This window comes from Lachnospiraceae bacterium GAM79, assembly GCA_020735665.1.
In the GTDB taxonomy this organism is placed as follows: Bacteria; Bacillota; Clostridia; order Lachnospirales; family Lachnospiraceae; genus Coprococcus.
In genome coordinates this window covers 1,146,604-1,167,099 of record CP085928.1, presented here as the reverse complement: position 1 = coordinate 1,167,099, position 20,496 = coordinate 1,146,604, and the positions used below count along the sequence as shown (strand labels likewise).

21 protein-coding genes are annotated in these 20,496 nt (G+C 42.1%); all 21 read left to right on the top strand.

Going from position 1 to position 20,496, the window contains the following annotated elements; all coding sequences use genetic code 11:
• Positions 1-34 precede the first annotated feature (34 nt).
• The 21 genes from LK416_05195 to yqeK all read left to right on the top strand — a co-directional run bounded on the left by LK416_05195 (position 35) and on the right by yqeK (position 20,492).
• Positions 35-550, top strand: coding sequence for a DUF177 domain-containing protein (locus LK416_05195; GenBank protein ID UEA75579.1), 516 nt, complete (start codon positions 35-37; stop codon positions 548-550).
• A gap of 13 nt (positions 551-563) precedes the next feature.
• Positions 564-746 (top strand): 50S ribosomal protein L32, encoded by a 183-nt coding sequence (gene rpmF / locus LK416_05190; protein ID UEA75578.1) that lies wholly within the window; start codon positions 564-566, stop codon positions 744-746.
• Between the two features lie 235 nt (positions 747-981).
• A complete protein-coding gene (gene plsX / locus LK416_05185) occupies positions 982-1,998 on the top strand; it encodes a phosphate acyltransferase PlsX (protein UEA75577.1) in 1,017 nt (338 codons plus the stop codon).
• A 2-nt stretch (positions 1,999-2,000) separates the two neighbouring features.
• On the top strand, positions 2,001-2,693 hold the full coding sequence (rnc, locus tag LK416_05180) for a ribonuclease III (protein UEA75576.1): 693 nt from the start codon (positions 2,001-2,003) through the stop codon (positions 2,691-2,693).
• A gap of 3 nt (positions 2,694-2,696) precedes the next feature.
• Complete coding sequence (gene smc / locus LK416_05175; GenBank protein UEA75575.1) at positions 2,697-6,254, top strand: chromosome segregation protein SMC; 3,558 nt, start codon at positions 2,697-2,699, stop codon at positions 6,252-6,254.
• A 13-nt stretch (positions 6,255-6,267) separates the two neighbouring features.
• A complete protein-coding gene (ftsY, locus tag LK416_05170; GenBank protein UEA75574.1) occupies positions 6,268-7,242 on the top strand; it encodes a signal recognition particle-docking protein FtsY in 975 nt (324 codons plus the stop codon).
• Positions 7,243-7,350: 108 nt separating this feature from the next.
• The gene (gene ilvA, locus LK416_05165) at positions 7,351-8,580 is read left to right on the top strand and encodes a threonine ammonia-lyase (GenBank protein ID UEA75573.1); all 1,230 of its coding nucleotides are present in this window, start codon (positions 7,351-7,353) and stop codon (positions 8,578-8,580) included.
• Positions 8,580-9,980, top strand: a complete 1,401-nt coding sequence (locus tag LK416_05160; protein UEA75572.1) for an ASKHA domain-containing protein — start codon at positions 8,580-8,582, stop codon at positions 9,978-9,980. Before ilvA ends, LK416_05160 begins: the two co-directional genes overlap by 1 nt.
• An 86-nt stretch (positions 9,981-10,066) precedes the next feature.
• Positions 10,067-10,870 carry an MBL fold metallo-hydrolase gene (locus tag LK416_05155; GenBank protein UEA75571.1) on the top strand — a complete coding sequence of 268 codons (804 nt, stop codon included), beginning with the start codon at positions 10,067-10,069 and terminating at the stop codon, positions 10,868-10,870.
• 114 nt (positions 10,871-10,984) lie between these two features.
• The gene (locus LK416_05150) at positions 10,985-11,257 is read left to right on the top strand and encodes an ACT domain-containing protein (GenBank protein ID UEA75570.1); all 273 of its coding nucleotides are present in this window, start codon (positions 10,985-10,987) and stop codon (positions 11,255-11,257) included.
• A gap of 36 nt (positions 11,258-11,293) precedes the next feature.
• On the top strand, positions 11,294-12,658 hold the full coding sequence (locus LK416_05145; GenBank protein ID UEA75569.1) for a PFL family protein: 1,365 nt from the start codon (positions 11,294-11,296) through the stop codon (positions 12,656-12,658).
• A gap of 20 nt (positions 12,659-12,678) precedes the next feature.
• On the top strand, positions 12,679-14,547 hold the full coding sequence (locus LK416_05140) for a TIGR03960 family B12-binding radical SAM protein (protein ID UEA75568.1): 1,869 nt from the start codon (positions 12,679-12,681) through the stop codon (positions 14,545-14,547).
• Positions 14,531-15,220, top strand: a complete 690-nt coding sequence (locus LK416_05135) for a TIGR03936 family radical SAM-associated protein (protein UEA75567.1) — start codon at positions 14,531-14,533, stop codon at positions 15,218-15,220. The genes LK416_05140 and LK416_05135 overlap by 17 nt, the downstream gene beginning before the upstream one ends.
• On the top strand, positions 15,220-16,386 hold the full coding sequence (locus LK416_05130; GenBank protein ID UEA75566.1) for a ribonuclease E/G: 1,167 nt from the start codon (positions 15,220-15,222) through the stop codon (positions 16,384-16,386). The genes LK416_05135 and LK416_05130 overlap by 1 nt, the downstream gene beginning before the upstream one ends.
• A 104-nt stretch (positions 16,387-16,490) precedes the next feature.
• Positions 16,491-16,799, top strand: coding sequence for a 50S ribosomal protein L21 (rplU, locus tag LK416_05125; protein ID UEA75565.1), 309 nt, complete (start codon positions 16,491-16,493; stop codon positions 16,797-16,799).
• Positions 16,800-16,805: 6 nt separating this feature from the next.
• Positions 16,806-17,132: a ribosomal-processing cysteine protease Prp gene (locus LK416_05120; protein ID UEA75564.1), complete on the top strand. Its 327-nt coding sequence runs from the start codon at positions 16,806-16,808 to the stop codon at positions 17,130-17,132.
• Between the two features lie 5 nt (positions 17,133-17,137).
• On the top strand, positions 17,138-17,425 hold the full coding sequence (gene rpmA / locus LK416_05115; GenBank protein ID UEA75563.1) for a 50S ribosomal protein L27: 288 nt from the start codon (positions 17,138-17,140) through the stop codon (positions 17,423-17,425).
• A gap of 94 nt (positions 17,426-17,519) precedes the next feature.
• A complete protein-coding gene (obgE, locus tag LK416_05110) occupies positions 17,520-18,809 on the top strand; it encodes a GTPase ObgE (protein UEA75562.1) in 1,290 nt (429 codons plus the stop codon).
• 66 nt (positions 18,810-18,875) lie between these two features.
• A complete protein-coding gene (gene yhbY, locus LK416_05105; GenBank protein UEA75561.1) occupies positions 18,876-19,166 on the top strand; it encodes a ribosome assembly RNA-binding protein YhbY in 291 nt (96 codons plus the stop codon).
• Between the two features lies 1 nt (position 19,167).
• Positions 19,168-19,803 (top strand): nicotinate-nucleotide adenylyltransferase, encoded by a 636-nt coding sequence (gene nadD, locus LK416_05100; GenBank protein ID UEA75560.1) that lies wholly within the window; start codon positions 19,168-19,170, stop codon positions 19,801-19,803.
• An 89-nt stretch (positions 19,804-19,892) separates the two neighbouring features.
• Positions 19,893-20,492 carry a bis(5'-nucleosyl)-tetraphosphatase (symmetrical) YqeK gene (gene yqeK / locus LK416_05095; GenBank protein ID UEA75559.1) on the top strand — a complete coding sequence of 200 codons (600 nt, stop codon included), beginning with the start codon at positions 19,893-19,895 and terminating at the stop codon, positions 20,490-20,492.
• Positions 20,493-20,496: the final 4 nt, after the last annotated feature.

The following is a 20,496-nucleotide window of genomic DNA, read 5'->3' as shown; positions in this document are numbered from 1 at the left end:
TATAATAACCAATGTGCGATTTTTAGGAGATATTATGTTAATTGATTTATCAGAGATTTTATCGACAGAAGGGCAGGTAAAAGACTACGATGTTACATCTGAATTGAAGGAATTTTCTTTCAACGGAAATGTATATGTAGTCGATAATGTAAAGGATTTTCATCTTACCGCCAGAAATGAAGGAAAGAGAAAAGCAAGTCTTAAGGGTGGCTGTGTTGTTACACTTAAGATGTTATGTGACCGTTGTCTGGATGAAATTACAGAAGATTTTGAAGTGGACATAGACGAGATGATCGATATGGCTATCTTTGAAACAGATAAAGTTGATGAGATCGAGGAATTAGATTATCTGGAAGATCACATTATTAATATGGACATGCTTTTACAGAAGGAACTAATGACTTTAGTCCCGATGCAGATATTATGCAAAGATGATTGCAAAGGTCTGTGCAAAGTGTGTGGAGCAAATCTGAATCATGAAACATGTGATTGTGATGATTTTGTTCCGGATCCAAGATTATCAGTTTTTGCAAACATCTTGAAAGGTTGAGGAGGTGTGATTAATGTCAATTTGTCCAAAGAATAAGAGTTCAAAGGCCAGAAGAGATAAGCGTAGAGCTAACTGGAAGATGACTGCTCCTGCATTAGTAAAGTGCAGCAAGTGTGGCGAATTAATGGTTCCACATAGAGTATGTAAGAATTGTGGTTCATACAACAAGAAAGAGATTATCTCAGTAGGTGAGTAATTATAAATAGAGCTTTCCGAGCGATCGGAAGGCTTTATTTTTTTGCACCGATATCCCCTGTTGACTTTAAGAAAGGCAAAATATATAATAGCTTTGTGTATTTATACGGTCAGAGCAGAGTCCTATTCTGACAAACCCTGGGGTTGGTCTGCGTAGGAGTCTGGACTCCGATTCGTATAATAAGAAATATGGAAACACCGGAAAAGTTCCGGTGTAGAAAGGAAACAGGAATAAGATGAGCGAAGTAACAAGAGTAGTCGTAGATGCCATGGGTGGAGATTACGCACCGGAGTGGATCATAAGAGGTGCCGTAGAAGCAATCAATGAAGGCGCAAAGGCACAGGTAATACTGACCGGTAAAGAAGATGTAATAAAAAAGGAACTTGCAAAATATACTTACGATCAGTCAAAGATCGAGGTTGTAAATGCAACAGAGGAGATCACCTGTCATGAAGCCCCGGTACAGGCTGTCAGAAGCAAGAAGGATTCTTCACTGGTGGTTGGTCTGAATATGGTAAAAAACGGAGAAGCTGATGCGATCATTTCAGCCGGAAGCTCAGGTGCGATCCTTGCAGGAGGTCAGTTAGTAGTCGGACGTTCCAAAGGTGTAAAACGTTCACCGCTTGCTCCATTACTTCCTACATCAAAGGGGTATTCTCTTCTGATCGATTGTGGAGCGAATGTCGACGCGAGACCGGAGCATCTGTTACAGTTTGCAAAGATGGGATCTATCTATATGGAGAATATTGAGCATGTAAAGAATCCAAGAGTTGCGATCGTAAATATCGGTGATGAAGAAGAAAAGGGAAATGCTCTAGTAAAAGAGACATATCCATTATTAAAAGAATGCAAGGACATTAATTTTGTCGGCAGTATCGAGGCAAGAGAGATTCCAAATGGTGCAGCGGATGTCATTGTCTGTGAAGCCTTTGTCGGAAATGTTATCTTAAAATTATATGAAGGTCTTGCAAAGATGCTCCTAGGTGAGATTAAGAATACGATCATGTCATCACTTAAGACCAAGATCGGAGGCCTTCTGATCAAGAGTTCATTAAATGGCTTAAAAGAGCGTTTTAATGCAAAGAACAAAGGTGGCGCACCTTTGCTTGGCTTAAAGGGCCTTGTTGTAAAGATCCATGGTAATTCTCATAACGAAGAGGTTAAGAGCGCTATTTTCCAGTGTATCGATTTCAAGGAAAATGGTGTAAATGAAAAAATTGCCGAGAATATTGGAAAAGAAGTGGCGAAGTAATTATGAATACAGAACGATTTCATAATATAGAAGATATCATTGGGTATACCTTTCGTGATCTGGATCTGCTTGTAACGGCATTAACACATAAGTCATATGCAAATGAACGCAAGATCAATAAGGTAGAATCCTATGAACGATCGGAATTCCTTGGAGATGCGATCCTGGAATTCGTTGTCAGTGAATATCTTTATCAGAATTATCCGGAATATCCGGAAGGAAAATTAACAAAGCTCCGAGCAAGTCTGGTATGTGAATTTACCTTATCCCAGATATCCAAGGAGCTAAAGTTTGGACATTATGTCCTGCTCAGCAAGGGAGAAGATCTGACCGGAGGGAGAAATCGGAACTCGATCATGTGTGATCTGTTTGAGGCGGTTCTCGGTGCAATCTATCTGGATGGCGGATTAGATGAAGCAAAGAAATTTGTCCACCGGTTTCTACTTGATGATGTAGAGACTCATTCACTGTTTTATGATGCCAAGTCAACCTTGCAGGAGCTTGCGCAGAAAGAAGAAAAAACCCTTACTTATGCCTTGTTAGAGGAGAAGGGACCGGATCATAATAAATCTTATGTATCCGAGGTGTGCATTAACGGGGAGCATGTTGCGACAGGTGAAGGAGCATCCAGAAAGGCTTCGGAGCAGACGGCAGCATATAATGCACTGTTACAAATAAAGAAAAAGCAGGGTTAATATATGTATTTAAAAAGTATTGAAGTAAACGGCTTCAAATCATTTGCAAATAAAATCGTATTCAAATTCAATCATGGAATAACCTGTATCGTTGGACCGAATGGTTCGGGAAAGAGTAACGTGGCGGATGCTGTCCGCTGGGTACTTGGTGAACAGAGCGCAAAGAGTCTCCGAGGCTCTAAGATGGAGGATGTAATCTTCTCCGGTACACAGCTTCGTAAGCCACAGGGTTCTGCTTATGTAGCGATCACGTTAGATAACAGTGATCATCATCTGCCGATTGATTATAATGAAGTAACGGTTGCCAGACGTGTGTATCGTTCGGGAGAGAGTGAATATCTTATTAATGGAACAGTCAGTCGTTTAAAGGATGTAAATTCGCTGTTCTTTGATACCGGTATCGGTAAAGAGGGATATTCCATTATCGGACAGGGTCAGATTGAGAAGATCTTAAATGGTAAACCGGAGGAACGACGGGAACTGTTCGATGAAGCGGCAGGAATCGTAAAATTTAAAAAGAACAAAGCGGCAGCCGAGAAATCATTAGAAGCAGAGCGTGACAATCTAAGTCGTGTCAATGATATTTTATATGAGTTGGAAAAGCAGGTCGGTCCATTACAGAAGCAGTCAGAAACAGCGAGAAAATATCTGCTGTTTAAGGACGAACTGAAGAAACTGGATATCAATGCCTTTTTCCTTGAAATGGAGCATTTAAAAGAGATTCTTGATAAAGATACAGAGAATCGGGAAATCTTAAATAATGATCTCACGCAGAATAAAGAAGAACTGGAGCATACAAAGGAAGAATATGAGCGTATTGAGCAGGCATTAGAGGAGATCAATCAGGCAATCGATGCATCCAAGAATCAGGTGCATGAGCTCCGGTTAAAGAATGAACGTTTGGAAGGTGAGATCAATGTTATCAACCAGCAGATCTTGAACTCCCGACAGAATGATAAGAATATACAGGAACAGATCGACAGGATCAACCGTCAGCGGGAAACTGACCGGAAAGAGATGGAGAATTATCAAGGACAAAAGGATGCCCTTGGAGATCAGGTTTCAACCATTTCCGGTTCTCTGGATACTGCAAAAGGAGAAAGCAGCCGCTTGGATGCCTATATCCATGAATGTCAGGATAAGATCGAAGAATGTAAATCCGACATCATCGAATATATCCATGAGAGTGGAAATCTTCAAGCGAAGGTCGGAAGATATGATGCGATGCTTGAGAACATCAACTTCCGTAAGACCCAGTTAAATCAGAGATATCTGCAATTTAAAAGTGATGATAATAACGACCGGAAGGAACATGATGAGTTACAGGTAAAGCTATCTGTATTGGATCAGAATGTATCCGGCATTATCAAGGAACTCGAAACTGCAGAAAAGGATCTGGAAGAAAATCAGAGCAGAAATAAGGTCAATCGTGAGCGGATACATAATACAAACGAAGAATTATCAGCGACCAGATCCAAGATGGAAGCACTCCGGAATATTACAGAACGCTATGATGGCTATGGCAACAGCATCCGTCGTGTTATGGAGCAGAAAAAGAACAATCCGGGCATTATCGGAGTTGTTGCTGATATAATCGATGTCGATAAGAAGTTTGAGGTTGCTGTCGAGACAGCACTTGGCGGAAGTATTCAGAATATTGTTACAGAGGATGACAGCACGGCAAAGAAGATCATTCAGTTCTTAAAACAGAACAAATATGGTCGTGCAACATTCCTTCCGTTGAATACGATCACAGACCGTGGTCAGGTTCGAAATGAAGTTCTGTCAGAACAGGGTGTGATCGGTATCGCATCTTCTCTGGTAAAGGCTGATGCGAAGTTTGACCGTCTTGTTAAGAACCTGCTTGGCAGGATCGTGGTTGTAGATAATATCGATCATGCACTTGCAGTTGCGAGAAAATATAATCAGTCTCTGAGACTGGTTACGATCGAAGGTGAACTGATCAATCCGGGCGGATCAATGACAGGTGGTGCGTTCCGTAATTCCAGTAATCTTCTTGGACGAAAGAGAGAATTGGATGAGATCAGGGAAAAGATCGATGAGTTAAATCTGATCGCAAAGGATGCAGCCGGACTGGATGAAGAATTAAAGACATCAAGAGATGCACTTCGTGCGCAGATTGAGACCTTAAATACAAGACTTCAGCAGGCATATCTTGAGAAGAATACATTGTCTTTAAATATGGAGCAGGTAGCATCCAAGCTTGCAGAATCCGAGAAAGCATTTGCATCGATCCAGAAAGAAATCAATGAGTTGAACAGTCAGATAGCGGAGATCAATACAAATAAAGATCAGATTGCTGATAATAATAAGAAGCATGAAGCTGCCAAGGTTCAGTGTGAAGAAATGATCAAGGAACTGGAAAGCAAGTCTATCGAAGCACAGAGTAAGCTTGCAGCAGCAAATACAAAGGTATCTGAATTGTTGATCGAATATAACTCGGTAAAACAGAAGGATGACTTTATTCAGGAGAATATAAGACGTATCCGGCAGGATGATGAGAAATTACAGGAAGAACTGGCATCCTATATAACACAGGTACAGGCGACAGGCACAGATATCACGAAGTTAGAAGAACAGGCAGAGGCGATCCGCAAGACGATCGAGGAAGATTCCGATGAAGTATCTGATCAGGAAGAACAACTGGCAGCATATCATAAAGAACGGGATGATATGACAGCCAGTCATAAAGAATTCTTTGCAATCCGGGAAGAATTATCCGAGAAGATCGCAGGTCTGGAAAAGGCAGTATTCAAGCTTGATTCAGCGATTGAGAAGAATACAGAGAAGTCGGATGAACTGTCGAATTATATGTGGGCAGAATATGAATTGACATTAAATATGGCGGCAGAGTTCCGGGATGAGGAATTAAACGATCTTTCATCTTTAAAGAAAGAGATTACTGCAGTAAAAGCAAAGATCAAATCACTTGGTGATGTCAATGTCAATGCGATCGAGGACTATAAAGAAGTATCAGAACGATATGAGTTCTTAAAGGGACAGCATGATGATATCGTTCTTGCAGAGAAGAATCTGTTAGATGTGATCGAGAAATTGAATGTATCCATGCAGGAACAGTTCAATACGAAGTTCAAAGAGATCCAGGTTATGTTCGACAAGGTCTTTAAAGAGCTGTTCGGTGGTGGACGAGGCGCACTGGAACTGGTCGACGATACCAATCTGTTAGAGACCGGTATCCGTATCATTGCACAGCCGCCGGGAAAAAAATTACAGAACATGATGCAGCTTTCCGGTGGTGAAAAGTCACTGACTGCGATTGCACTGTTATTTGCGATCCAGAGTCTGAAACCATCACCATTCTGTCTGCTGGACGAGATCGAAGCAGCACTGGATGATTCAAATGTAAGACGATTTGCACAGTATCTGAACCGACTGACAAAGGACACACAGTTTATTGTCATTTCACATAGAAAGGGAACCATGGAAGCAGCCGATATCCTGTATGGTATTACGATGCAGGAAAAGGGTGTATCCACTCTGGTATCCGTAAATCTGATCGAGAACGATCTGGACAAATAAGGAGGTACAAGCTATGGCTGAGGAAAAGAAGGGATTTTTCAAACGATTAAAAGAAGGACTCAGTAAGACAAGAAATAGTATCGTAGACAGTTTTTCTTCCGTGTTCGGAGCATCCCATATTGATGATGATTTTTATGAAGAACTGGAAGAGACATTCATCATGGCTGATATGGGATATGAGACAACGGAAAAGGTGATCGAGAACCTGAAAGAACGTGTCAAGGAGGCCAGGATCAAAGAACCTGCGGCATGCAAGGAACTGATCATCAATATCATAAGAGATCAGATGATGGTGGATGAAAGTGCATATGATTTTGAAAAGAAAAAATCAGTTATACTTGTGATCGGTGTAAATGGTGTCGGTAAGACAACTACGATCGGTAAGCTGGCGGCCCAGTATAAGAAGAGCGGTAAAAAGGTTCTGATCGCAGCCGCTGATACATTCCGTGCAGCCGCAATCGATCAGTTAAAGACCTGGGCGGATCGTGCAGGTGTAGAGATGATCTCTCATAATGAGGGTGCAGATCCTGCGGCAGTTGTATACGATGCGGTATCTGCTGCAAAGGCAAGAAATACCGATATCTTATTGATCGATACAGCCGGAAGACTTCATAATAAAAAGAACCTGATGGATGAGCTGGCTAAGATGCGCCGCATCATTTCCAGAGATTATCCGGATGCAAATGTAGAATCCCTGATCGTGTTAGATGGAACGACCGGACAGAATGCATTAGAGCAGGCAAGACAGTTCAGCAATGTAACGGAGATTGATGGTATCGTGATCACAAAGTTAGACGGTACAGCCAAGGGTGGTATCGCGATTGCAATTCAGGCAGAATTGAATGTTCCGGTTAAATTTATCGGAATCGGTGAGAAGATTGACGACTTACAGCGTTTTGATCCGTCCGCATATGTGGAAGCACTGTTCTCAGGCTTTGACGAAGACCGAAGCGAGCTTGACATTCTTATGGATGGAGCTGATCTATAATTATGAAAATAGTGCAGTTTATTATAGTAGCTGTTTGGAAATAAAAAAGATATGACAATGGTGGATGATAACTGTCTGAATATGAAATACAGAAAAAGGAGACTGACAATGGCAGAAGAACTTACATTAGAGAAATTTGAAGAGGCATATAATATAATTAAAAAAGTTGTTTTACCAACAAAGCTGGTAGAGAGCGAATATTACAGCAACCTGACAGGAAATAAAGTATTTTTTAAACCGGAAAATATGCAGCTTACCGGAGCATATAAAATCCGTGGAGCATATTACAAGATCAGTACGCTGACAGACGAAGAAAGGCAGAAGGGTCTGATCACTGCATCAGCCGGAAATCATGCACAGGGTGTTGCATATGCAGCAAAAGCATATGGGGTAAAAGCAACAATCGTTATGCCATCGTCAACTCCTCTAATCAAAGTAAACCGAACCAAATCATATGGAGCAGAGGTTATCTTATATGGAGATGTATACGATGAATCCTGCGCATATGCATTAGAGCTTGCAGAAGATAAGGGTTATACCTTTATTCATCCATTCGATGATCTGGATGTTGCGACCGGACAGGGCTCTGTTGCAATGGAGATCATCAAGGAGCTTCCGTTTGTAGATTATATTCTTGTTCCGATCGGTGGTGGCGGACTGGCTACCGGTGTATCTACACTTGCCAAGATGATGAATCCGAATATCAAAGTGATCGGTGTAGAACCCGCAGGTGCAAATTGTATGCAGGTTTCTTTGAAAAATAAGAAAGTAACGACACTTCCAATGGTAGACACGATCGCAGATGGTACGGCAGTTAAGACTCCGGGATCAAAGATCTTCCCATACATTCAGAAGAATCTGGATGGCATCATCACCGTAGAGGATAATGAGCTGATCGTCTGCTTCCTTGATATGCTTGAAAATCATAAGATGTTGGTTGAGAACTCCGGCCTGCTTACCGTTGCGGCCTTAAAGCATCTGAATGTGAAAGGACAGAAGGTTGTCAGCATCTTAAGTGGCGGTAATATGGATATGATCACATTTGCATCCTTAGTACAGCACGGATTGATTGCCAGAAGCCGTATCTTCACAGTTTCAACCTTGCTTCCGGATAAGCCGGGCGCGTTGATGAATATTTCCAAGATCATTGCAGATTTACAGGGAAATATCATCAAACTGGAGCATAACCAGTTCGTATCGATCAACCGTAATTCGGCAGTTGAACTTGTGATCACACTGGAAGCATTTGGTCCGGAACATAAGCAGCTGATCATTAATACGCTTGCAGAACATGGTTACAGACCAAAGGAAAAAATGACAACAGGAATTTATAATTAATGATAAATGTAACTGTAAACGGAACAGAACAGATCAAATGTAATAAAGGAGATAATTTGTATCAGGTATTGACTGCGGCAGGACATGTCTTTGCAGGAAACTGCGGCATGAAAGGACGCTGTAACCGGTGTCTGGTATGGAATCAGGATACTGGCAGTTTTGTAAAAAGCTGCCAGTACATTGTAGATAGGGATATCTCGATACGGCTGGAGGAAGAACAGCTTACCGGTATCACAGGGCATAAGATGAATCTGCCAACCGAACAGAGAAAGAAGTCTGTTACTTCCGCATATGGCATTGCCATTGACATCGGTACGACTACGATCGGTATGGAGCTTGTGGATCTGAACGAGAAAGCGGTTAAATGCTCATTCAGTACGCTTAACTCACAAATTGCGACAGGTGCTGATGTCGTAGCGAGGATTCAGGCGGCAGATACAAAGGAAGGTCTGGAGCATCTGCGGTCACTTTTGTTTTCGGATATTCAAAAGGGTGTTGACCATATGCTTATAAATACGCCGAAAGCTGTAGATCATATCCGCAGATATGTTCTGGCAGGAAATGCAACGATGCTTTCGATCGCAGAAGGGCTTACGACAGAGAATCTGTTTGGATACCCGTTTACACTTAAGAATTCGGATATCCGGGTGATAGAACAGAATGACTTTATCGCTTCTCCATCTTTTGAGAATGCGGCTTCGGATGTTATCTGTCTGCCGAATATTGCGGCATTTTCCGGCGCAGATATTGCAGCAGGCGCAGTTGCCGCAGAGATTGATCGGGATTTCTCATATCGTATGCTGATCGATCTTGGAACAAACGGGGAGATCATTCTCTGTAATAAGGAATACGGAGTGGCGACCTCTGCTGCCTGTGGTTCGGCGTTTGAAGGATGTTTTCGAACAGCAAATATATTCGGATCGAATATATTTGACATGCTGGCATTACTGTTAAAACGGGGACAGATGGATGCAGATGGAGTGCTTGCGGAACCATATTTTGAATCCGGTATCTCGATGGGTAACAATATGAAGATCGACATGGAGACGATCCGGGCATTTCAGCTTGGAAAATCAGCGATCCTTTCAGGAATTCTGATGCTTGTAAGAGAGATCGGTATTGAATTTTCCGATATCGCTGAAGTCTGTATTGCGGGAGGTTTTGGATTTCATCTGAATCTGACAAATGCAGTTACACTGGGACTATTTCCGCAGAGCTTTCAGGGAAAAATGAAGGTTCTTGGTAATACTTCACTTGAGGGTGCATATTTGTCCTTGATTGAACCGGGTTTTATTGATACAATAAACAGGTTTAAAGAGAAGATACGTTATGTGGATCTGAGTAATCGTTCGGATTTTAATACAATATATATCGAGCATCTGCCGTTTCGGACATATTAGACCGGAATATGTATGGAAGATAGAATAAGCTGATATCCTGAAAGCTTTTTCATACATTTTGGAGATGTAGAGTTGAGGCGTAGAATATGGATTTACTGAGTATCGCCAGCGGTAGCAGCGGGAACTGCTATTATGTAGGCAGCGAAGAGACACATCTGCTTGTAGATGCAGGTGTGAGTGGTAAGAAAATTGAATCAGCGTTAAATGAGATCGACCGAAAGCCTTCGGATCTGAATGGAATCCTTGTGACACATGAGCATATCGATCATGTGAAAGGACTGGGCGTTATGGCGAGGAAGCATGGCATACCGATCTATACAACTGGGGGAACGATCTCAGAGATTAAGAAAATGTCATCCGTTGGAACGATTGATGACAGCTTGTTCCATGAGATCGAACCGGATGAACCATTCTTTATCAACGATCTGTCGATCGATGCATCAGCGATCTGGCACGATGCTGCTGATCCGGTATGTTACAGTATCAGTGACGGAAAAAGTAAATTTTCCATTGCAACAGATATGGGGAATTATGATGAATATGTTGTAAATAAATTAAAGAATTCCGATATCATGGTGATCGAAGCAAATCATGATATACGGATGCTTCAGGCGGGACCGTATCCGTATTATCTGAAGCAACGTATTCTGGGAAACCGCGGACATCTGTCTAACGAGCGTTCCGGGCAGTTGATAAAGGCGTTGTTAAACAGCCATATCAAAGCAATCCTGCTTGGTCACCTGAGTAAGGAAAATAATTTTGAAGAGCTGGCATATGAAACGGTAAAGCTTGAGCTTTCAGATAATGAATATGCATCGGATGTCAGGGAATTCGGTCTAGAGGTAGCGAGGCGCGACCGGCCCGGTGCTTTGCTCACAGTCGGAAATTAATAATAATGAATTGTTTTTCAGTCAAAAATACTATTTGAAGAAGATTCTTTTGCATATCAAAAGAATTAATTATAAAACCAAATAAATGGTGATATATAGGAGGATACATACATCATGAAAAAAAGAATTATTACAGTAGTTGGTAAAGACAGCATCGGAATCACAGCAAAGGTCTGTGTATACCTTGCAGAGAACAGTGTCAATATCCTTGATATTGCACAGACAATTGTAGGCGGGTACTTCAATATGATGATGGTCGTTGATATACAGGAATCTTCAAAGTCAACAGAAATTATCGCAAATGAGCTGAAAGAGATCGGTGATGAGATCGGTGTACAGATTAAGGTACAGCATGAGAAGATCTTTGAAACCATGCACAGAATCTAAGATTTAGAATAGAAATAGGCGAAAAGAGGTCACACTATGATTAGTATAAATGAAGTAATTGAAACCAATGCCATGATCAGCAAGATGAATCTGGATGTCAGAACGATCACAATGGGTATCAGCCTGTTAGACTGCGTTGGTGCGGATGTAGGAGAAACCTGTGAGAAGATCTACACCAAGATCACAACAAAGGCAAAGGATCTTGTATTTATCGGAAATGATATCGGAAGAAAATATGGTATTCCGATCGTAAATAAAAGAATCTCGATCACACCGATCGCATTGATCGGAAGCTCTGTTTGTAAGTCAACAGATGATTATGTAACGATCGCAAAGACCTTGGATAAGGCTGCAGATGCCGTAGGCGTAAACTTTATCGGTGGTTATTCCGCTCTTGTATGTAAGGGCATGACTCCATCCGATGAGCTTCTTATCCGTTCCATTCCGGAAGCACTTGCATGTACCGGTAAGGTATGCAGTTCTGTAAATGTTGGTTCTACAAAGACCGGTATCGATATGGATGCTGTAAAACTGATCGGTGAAATGGTAAAAGAGACAGCAGAGCTTACAAAAGAGGAAGATTCCCTTGGATGCTGTAAGTTCGTAGTATTCTGTAATGCACCGGATGATAACCCGTTTATGGCTGGTGCATTCCACGGTGTTACTGAGGGCGATTGCGTTATCAATGTCGGCGTCAGCGGTCCCGGTGTTGTTAAGAGTGCATTGGAAGAAGTTCGTGGTGAGAACTTTGAGGTTCTTTGTGAAACGATCAAGAAGACAGCATTTAAAGTTACAAGAGTTGGACAGCTTGTTGCAAAGGAAGCATCCGAGCGTCTCGGTGTTCCGTTTGGTATCGTAGATCTGTCACTTGCACCTACACCTGCAATCGGAGACAGTGTCGGTGAGATCCTTGAGGAGATCGGTCTGGAATATGCCGGTGCTCCGGGAACTACAGCAGCACTTGCCTTATTAAATGATCAGGTAAAGAAGGGCGGTGTTATGGCTTCTTCTTATGTTGGTGGTTTAAGCGGTGCATTTATCCCTGTCAGCGAAGATCAGCGTATGATAGATGCTGTATCAGCAGGAGCACTTTCCCTTGAGAAATTAGAGGCAATGACCTGTGTATGTTCAGTTGGACTTGATATGATCGCAATTCCCGGTGATACATCAGCAGCTACCATTTCCGGTATCATTGCAGATGAGATGGCACTCGGTATGATCAATCAGAAGACAACGGCTGTACGTCTGATCCCTGTTATCGGTAAGGGTGTTGGTGATCAGGCTGAATTTGGTGGACTGCTTGGCTATGCGCCGATCATGCCGGTCAACCGGTTTTCATGTGAAAAATTTATTAACCGTGGAGGCAGAATCCCTGCGCCTATCCACAGTTTCAAGAACTAATATAAATAACGGAGAACAAAATGAGAAAGCTTGCATTATCAGATGAGATTTTAATGAGTATCGAAAAACCTGCCAGATATATCGGAGGGGAATATAACAGTGTCATGAAGGACAAGGAACAAGTCGATGTCAGATTTTGCATGTGTTTCCCGGATGTGTACGAGATCGGAATGTCCCATCTCGGCATCCAGATTTTATATGACATGTTCAACCGGAGAGAAGATACCTGGTGTGAACGTGTCTATTCTCCGTGGCCGGATCTGCATAAAGTTATGAAAGAACAGCACATTCCGTTATTTGCCCTGGAATCTCAAGATCCTTTAAAAGAGTTTGATTTTCTTGGAATCACTCTTCAGTATGAGATGTGTTATACGAATATTTTACAGGTGCTTGATCTGGCTGAGATACCGATCTGGTCGAAGGACCGGAAAAAAGGGGATCCGATCGTGATCGGAGGAGGTCCCTGTTCTTACAATCCGGAACCGATCGCTGATTTCTTTGATATTTTTTATATCGGAGAGGGCGAGACGGTGTATGGTGATCTGATCGAATTATATAAGATCTATAAACATTCCGATATGACAAGAGAAGAATTCCTGATCAAGGTGTCACAGATTCCGGGGCTTTATGTGCCGGCTCTTTATGATGTCACTTATCATGAGGATGGAACGATCGCATCCTTTGGACCAAAATACGAAGAGGTTCCAAAGACGATCCTTAAGCAGGTAGTTACGGATATGTCATCTGCTGTCTATCCGGAGAAGCCGGTTGTTTCTTATATGAAGGTTACACAGGACCGTGTTGTATTAGAGATCATGCGTGGCTGTATCCGTGGATGTCGGTTCTGTCAGGCGGGTATGATCTATCGTCCGACCAGACCGAAGGATGTAAACGTACTGAAGCATTATGCAGAGGCTATGTTAGACAATACCGGTCAGGAGGAGATTACCTTCAGTTCGCTTAGTTCCAGTGATTATCAGTCACTTCCTGAGCTTACGGACTGTCTGATCGAGAAGATGGACAACAATCATGTCAATATCTCCCTGCCATCTCTCAGAATCGATGCATTTTCCCTTGATGTTATGCAAAAGATTCAGGATATCAAGAAGAATTCCCTGACATTTGCACCGGAAGCCGGAACACAACGATTAAGAAATGTTATAAATAAAGGTCTGACGAAAGAGAATATATTAAACGGTTCGTTACAGGCGTTCCTTGGCGGCTGGAATAAGGTCAAACTGTATTTTATGATGGGACTTCCGACAGAGACTTATGACGATATTACAGGTATTGCTGATCTATCAGAGGAGATCAGTGAGCTGTATTTTGCAAATATACCAAAGGAGAAGCGGGATGGCCGTGTCATGGTATCGGCTTCCGCATCTTATTTCGTACCAAAACCATTTACACCATTCCAGTGGGCGCCGATGATAACACCGGAGGAATTCCAGAAGCGTGCGTATTTTGTAAAAGATAAATTCCGCGAAGCAAAGAACCACAAGAGTCTGAAATTCGCATATCATGAGGCGGATATTACGATTCTTGAAGGACTGCTTGCCAGAGGTGACCGCAAGCTCTGTCAGGTGATCTACGATGTCTATCAGTCAGGACAGATCTTTGATGCGTGGACGGAATATTTTGATAAATCAAATTGGGACAATGCGCTTGAAAAAAATCATATTGATATCGGCTTCTATACCTATCGTGACAGAAGTGTAGATGAGATCCTTCCGTGGGATTTCATAGATATCGGAGTGACAAGAAAGTTTATGGAAAAGGAATGGGAGCGCGCACAAGCAGAGGTCGTTACACCAAACTGCCGGATGCAGTGTTCCGGCTGCGGCGCAGCAAAGTTTGGAGGAGGTGTTTGTTTTGAAAATAAGAATTAAATACTCCAAGCTTGGGAATCTGAAATTTATCGGTCATCTGGATGTCATGCGATATTTCCAGAAGGAGATCCGTCGGGCGAAGCTGGATATCAGTTATTCCAAAGGTTATTCCCCGCATCAGATCATTTCATTTGCAGCTCCGCTTGCACTTGGAATTACATCGGATGGTGAATATTTTGACGCGGAATTTAATTCTGTGACAACTTCGACTGAGATGATTGAAGCTTTAAATGCGGTATCCGTTGATGAGATACATGTTACGAAATGTGTGCAGATCCCGGAGGATGCAAAGAATGCTATGTCGATTGTTGCTGCATCGGATTATGAGATCACATTTCGGGAGCAGAATGATCTAAGCGAAAAGCTGCTTGCTTCTGTGGATGAACTGAATAAACAGGACGAGATCATTGTATTAAAGAAAACAAAAAAGAGTGAAAAAGAAGAAAATATCCGTCCGGGTATTTTAAAGCTGGAACGGAGAGGTGACGGTATCTATATGCTGTTACAGACCGGAAGCGTCTATAACCTGAAACCGGAATTGGTGATAAAGGCATTATATGACCTTTGCGGTGAGACCTATGATTTCTTCCAGATTTATATTCACCGTCTGGAAACCTATTATGACAAAGACGGCTCATTACAGCCGCTTTATATGGCAGGTGAAGAATTCTGATGAATAAGCTTGTAATAACAAATTATGAAGATCATATACTGGAAGCTGTTTATTCAGATGGGAAGCTGTCTGATCTGATGTTATTTGACCGCCAGTCCATTTTATCGAATATCTATGTCGGCAAGGTGGAAAATATCGTGGCCAATATTGACGCTGCTTTTGTCGATATCGGCACAGGGCTTCCATGCTATTACAGCATCAGTGATAATAAACATATATTTTTAAATGCAAAAAAAAATTCTGTGTTAAAAGCCGGAGATGAGATCCTTGTGCAGGTGAGCAAGGACGCGATCAAGACAAAGAATCCGGTCGCCACATCAGAGATCGAGTTAAAGACAGAAAATCTGCTTGTAAATACATCAGGCAGGATCGGTATATCCGGAAAGATCCGAAAGAAAGAGACAAGAGATCATCTGCACCAACTGGCGAAGAGAGTATTGCCGGATGGATTTGGCTGTATCTTGCGGACAGTATGTCAGGAACTGCCGGATGAAACAATATTGTCTGATTTAAGCGAACTATCCAAACAATTAAAACAGATCATACAGACAGCAAAGACCAGAACCTGTTATTCCTGTCTGTATAAGAATGATGCAGAATATCTCGATTATTTTATATTAAAGCATAATGCCGGACTTCAAGAGATCGTAACAGATCAGAAGCTGGTGTTTGATGAATTTGCAATGTATCTGTCGGAAAAACAGATCACGGATGTGAAGCTTACCATGTATAATGATAAGAATTGTAATCTGTTGACTTTATATAATCTACCAAGAGATCTGGAAAACTTGAAAAAAGAACGGGTCTGGATGAAGTCGGGTGCCTACCTGGTGATCGAACAGACGGAGGCAATGGTCGTGATCGATGTAAATACCGGTAAATCGGTCGATAAACATTCCTTTGAGGAGCATCTGCTCCGTATCAATTCTGAAGCGGCAGTAGAGGTGTGCAGACAGTTAAGACTGCGAAATCTGTCGGGGATCATCGTAGTTGATTTTATAAATATGAAGCAGCCGGGCTCGATGGATGTTATAAAAGATATTCTCGAACAGGAGCTTGCAAAGGATTCTGTTCCTGCAGCATTTGTGGATGTTACTAAGCTTTCCCTGGTGGAACTGACCCGAAAAAAAATTCGCAAATCGTTGAAAGAACAGTTGACAAAATAAAACCAAAATGGTAAAGTGTACTAGTGTGCCGCACAGTGAGGTATAAGTTTGCATATTTTTATGCGACACCATAACTGGCGAGTTTGATTAAGGAGGTAAACCCTATGTACGCAATTATAGCAACAGGCGGTAAGCAGTACAAGGTAGCTGAAGGAGACGTAATCAGAGTTGAGAAGCTTGGAGCAGAAGCTGGCAGCGAAGTAACATTTGACGACGTTATTTTAGTAAGTACTGATTCAGACGTTAAATGTGGTGATGCAGTTGCAAACGCAACCGTTACAGCATCTGTAATTGGTGATGGCAAGGCTAAGAAGGTAGTTGTTTACAAGTACAAGAGAAAGACTGGCTATCATAAGAAGAATGGTCACAGACAGGCTTATACACAGGTTGAGATCAAGTCAATCAACGCATAATCTGTTATGATAAAGGTAACCATTTATAAAAACGCTAATTCAGACACAATGGGATTTTATGTATCCGGTCATGCAGGATATGCAGATTCAGGATCTGATATCGTATGCAGTGCTGTATCGGCACTTGCGATCACAGTTGTGAATTCTGTTGAACGCTTTTGTGAGGAAGCATTTCATGTAGACAGCGATCAGAAAAACGGAGATATGAAGTTTCTGTTTGATGAACAGCCGGGACATGATGCCTTACTGATCATAGGAGTGTTTGAGACAGGTATTACGGATATCAGTGAATCCTATAGTGATTTTGTTTGTATAACCTTTAAGGAGGTGTAATTGAAATGATGAAGATGGAACTTCAGTTTTTTGCTCATAAAAAAGGTGTTGGTTCTACTAAGAACGGCAGAGATTCCGAGTCTAAGAGATTAGGAGCTAAGCGCGCTGACGGTCAGTTCGTTAAGGCTGGAAACATCCTTTACAGACAGCGTGGAACAAAGATTCATCCAGGTCTTAACGTTGGTATCGGCGGAGATGATACATTATTCGCTACAGCTGATGGTATCGTTAGATTTGAGAGAAAGGGTAGAGATAAGAAGCAGGTTTCTATTTACCCTGTAGTAAATGAGTAATATTACTTAGTTTATGCATGTTATTAGCCGGAGTAAATATAGTTTATTCCGGCTTTTTCTTTACATACGGATGTATGTATAAAGGAGGAAAGCAATGTTTGCAGACAGAGCCAGAATATTTATCAGAGCAGGAAAAGGCGGAGACGGACATGTATCCTTCCGTCGGGAGAAATACGTGCCGGACGGAGGTCCGGATGGCGGAGATGGCGGCAAAGGTGGAGACGTGATCTTTGTAGTAGATGAAGGTTTGAACACCCTGACTGATTTCAGACATATAACAAAGTACAGAGCACAGGATGGCGAACCGGGCGGTAAGAGAAACTGTCATGGCGCAAATGGTGCAGATGTTGTATTAAAAGTTCCACCTGGAACTGTCATTAAGGATTCTGAGACAGGGAAAGTGATCCTTGATATGGCAGATAAGAAAGAGCCGGTCGTACTGTTAAAGGGTGGACGAGGCGGACGAGGTAACCGTAATTATGTTACGTCAACCATGCAGGCTCCAAAGTATGCACAGCCGGGACAGCCGGCAAAAGAATTGATCGTTGATCTGGAACTTAAGTGTATCGCAGATGTCGGTCTTGTTGGTTTCCCAAGCGTAGGAAAATCAACATTTCTTGCAAGAGTTACAAATGCAAGACCAAAGATCGCAGAATACCATTTTACGACACTGACACCGAATCTTGGCGTAGTAGATCTCGGAGAGCATAACGGATTTGTTATTGCAGATATTCCGGGAATCATCGAAGGTGCAGCAGAGGGTGTCGGACTTGGTCTGGAATTCCTGCGTCATATCGAACGTACAAAGGTGATCATCCACATTGTCGACGCAGCTTCGATCGATGGCAGAGATCCGGTGAATGATGTAAAGATCATTAATGAAGAATTGAAAAAATATAATAAAGATATCGAAAGCCGTCCAACGGTTATAGCTGCAAATAAGATCGATGCCTTAGACGAGATCGGTTATGAGACCGTGATCGAGATGTTAAAGGAAGAATTTGAAAAAGATGGTGTAAAGATATTCCCGATCTCAGCAGTATCCGGCAAGGGTATTTCCGAGCTTTTATGGTATGTCAACGATCTTGTAAAGAATGCACCGGATGATGTAGTCGAATTCGAACCGGAGGTTGATCTCGATTTCCATGATAATCCGGATCTTCCTTTTGAGGTCAGCTACAATGAAGAAGATGACGTATATGTGATCGAGGGACCTCGTATTGAACGTATGCTTGGATATACGAATCTGGAATCAGAAAAAGGATTTGAGTTCTTCCAGAAATTCTTAAAGACAAACGGTATCTTAGGCCAGCTGGAAGCGCTTGGAATCGGCGAAGGTGATACTGTTCGTATGTATGGACTGGAATTTGACTATTATAAATAAAGATAAATGTGATAACAAACCGGCAGGCGATCCTGCCGGTTACAGGATATAAGTTAGGAGTATACTATGACAAGTAAGCAGAGAGCATATTTAAAAGGACTGGCAATGAATATCGATCCAATCTTAAACATCGGTAAGAGTTCCCTGACACCGGAATTTACACAGTCTGTAAATGAAGCGTTAGAGGCAAGAGAGCTGGTTAAGATCTCAGTATTAAAGAATTGTCTGGATGATCCGAGAGAAATGGCTGCCATGATCGCAGAACGTACCAAATCAGAAGTCGTTCAGGTTATCGGCCGTAAGATCGTATTCTATCGTCCATCCAAAGAGCATAAGAAGATTGAACTTCCAAAATAATATGAAAGATCAGAATATGAAGATTGGAATTTTAGGCGGCAGCTTTAATCCGGTTCATAACGGCCATCTGGAGCTTGCAAAACAGGCTCTGGAGCAGTTTGCACTGGATCAGATCTGGCTGATGCCGAATCATATCCCGGCATACAAGAAGTGGGACAGATCGGTTACAAATGAAGACAGACTCCATATGGTAGAACTTGCAGTAAAGGATCATGACGGACTTCGTTGTTCGGATCTGGAATTACAGCGTGGCGGAGTTACCTATACCGTTGATACACTGGCACAGCTACATGAACAGTATCCGGATACGGAATGGTATTTTATCATGGGTGGGGATTCGATCCTTGCATTTGACAGCTGGAGAGAGCCGGGCAGGATTCTTTCTCTCTCTAAATTGATCGTTACAACGAGAGATCAGATCCAGGCGGAAGATGTCGATGCTAAGATCCGGCATTTAAAGAAAATATATGCAGATGCGGATATCAGACAGATGCAGATCCATCCGGTTGATGTGTCATCGTCCGGCATCCGGGAAGCTGTTAAAACCGGACAGGATATATCAGGAGCTGTACCAATGGCTGTATGCCGCTATATTAAGGAATATGGTCTATATCAGACGGATGAAAACCTTGATTAAATCCTTGATCAACAGACAAATAATTGACGCAGATTGGTAAAACAGTATAATATAGTGCAGGAATAGTTTACAGGAGAAGGGGCAGAACAATGAACAGACAGGAAATGAGAGAGAAACTTCAGAAGAAACTGACAGATCGAAGATTTGAACATTCATTAGGAGTAGAATATGTATCTGGCTGTCTGGCTATGGTACATGGTGTAAATGTAGAAAAAGCACTGACTGCCGGACTGTTACATGATTGTGCAAAGTGCCTTTCACCAGAAGAAAAGATCGAGCGTTGTACGAAGAATAATCTTCCAATCAGCGAATGTGAATATAATAATCCTGAACTCCTACATGCCAAGCTTGGGGCATTTTATGCAAGGGAAAAATATGACGTAAAGGATCCTGATATCCTGTCTGCGATTGCATGTCATACCACAGGAAAACCGGCAATGAACATGCTTGAGAAGATCCTGTTTGTTGCAGATTATATAGAGCCGAACCGGAAACCATTAAAGGAGATCGAGGAGATCCGGAAGGAAGCATTTGCCGATATTGACAAATGTATCGTTCATATCCTGAAAAATACTTTATCGTATCTTGATACTACAACGGATGATACCGATCCGATGTCGATCGATACCTATAATTATTATGTTGCTCACCAGGCGGTAGCGGATAAGCTGAAAGAAGTCGATATTTAAACAG

What these genes read in the sequence shown, in the direction of transcription:
- smc (UEA75575.1), top strand. Translation starts at nt 2,697, where the DNA reads ATGTATTTAAAAAGTATTGAAGTAAACGGCTTCAAATCATTTGCAAAT.
- LK416_05120 (UEA75564.1), top strand. Translation starts at nt 16,806, where the DNA reads ATGATAAAGGTAACCATTTATAAAAACGCTAATTCAGACACAATGGGA.
- LK416_05150 (UEA75570.1), top strand. Translation starts at nt 10,985, where the DNA reads ATGAAAAAAAGAATTATTACAGTAGTTGGTAAAGACAGCATCGGAATC.
- yhbY (UEA75561.1), top strand. Translation starts at nt 18,876, where the DNA reads ATGACAAGTAAGCAGAGAGCATATTTAAAAGGACTGGCAATGAATATC.
- rpmA (UEA75563.1), top strand. Translation starts at nt 17,138, where the DNA reads ATGATGAAGATGGAACTTCAGTTTTTTGCTCATAAAAAAGGTGTTGGT.
- obgE (UEA75562.1), top strand. Translation starts at nt 17,520, where the DNA reads ATGTTTGCAGACAGAGCCAGAATATTTATCAGAGCAGGAAAAGGCGGA.
- rplU (UEA75565.1), top strand. Translation starts at nt 16,491, where the DNA reads ATGTACGCAATTATAGCAACAGGCGGTAAGCAGTACAAGGTAGCTGAA.
- nadD (UEA75560.1), top strand. Translation starts at nt 19,168, where the DNA reads ATGAAAGATCAGAATATGAAGATTGGAATTTTAGGCGGCAGCTTTAAT.
- ilvA (UEA75573.1), top strand. Translation starts at nt 7,351, where the DNA reads ATGGCAGAAGAACTTACATTAGAGAAATTTGAAGAGGCATATAATATA.
- LK416_05145 (UEA75569.1), top strand. Translation starts at nt 11,294, where the DNA reads ATGATTAGTATAAATGAAGTAATTGAAACCAATGCCATGATCAGCAAG.
- LK416_05155 (UEA75571.1), top strand. Translation starts at nt 10,067, where the DNA reads ATGGATTTACTGAGTATCGCCAGCGGTAGCAGCGGGAACTGCTATTAT.
- LK416_05160 (UEA75572.1), top strand. Translation starts at nt 8,580, where the DNA reads ATGATAAATGTAACTGTAAACGGAACAGAACAGATCAAATGTAATAAA.
- plsX (UEA75577.1), top strand. Translation starts at nt 982, where the DNA reads ATGAGCGAAGTAACAAGAGTAGTCGTAGATGCCATGGGTGGAGATTAC.
- LK416_05195 (UEA75579.1), top strand. Translation starts at nt 35, where the DNA reads ATGTTAATTGATTTATCAGAGATTTTATCGACAGAAGGGCAGGTAAAA.
- LK416_05140 (UEA75568.1), top strand. Translation starts at nt 12,679, where the DNA reads ATGAGAAAGCTTGCATTATCAGATGAGATTTTAATGAGTATCGAAAAA.
- rnc (UEA75576.1), top strand. Translation starts at nt 2,001, where the DNA reads ATGAATACAGAACGATTTCATAATATAGAAGATATCATTGGGTATACC.
- rpmF (UEA75578.1), top strand. Translation starts at nt 564, where the DNA reads ATGTCAATTTGTCCAAAGAATAAGAGTTCAAAGGCCAGAAGAGATAAG.
- yqeK (UEA75559.1), top strand. Translation starts at nt 19,893, where the DNA reads ATGAACAGACAGGAAATGAGAGAGAAACTTCAGAAGAAACTGACAGAT.
- ftsY (UEA75574.1), top strand. Translation starts at nt 6,268, where the DNA reads ATGGCTGAGGAAAAGAAGGGATTTTTCAAACGATTAAAAGAAGGACTC.
- LK416_05130 (UEA75566.1), top strand. Translation starts at nt 15,220, where the DNA reads ATGAATAAGCTTGTAATAACAAATTATGAAGATCATATACTGGAAGCT.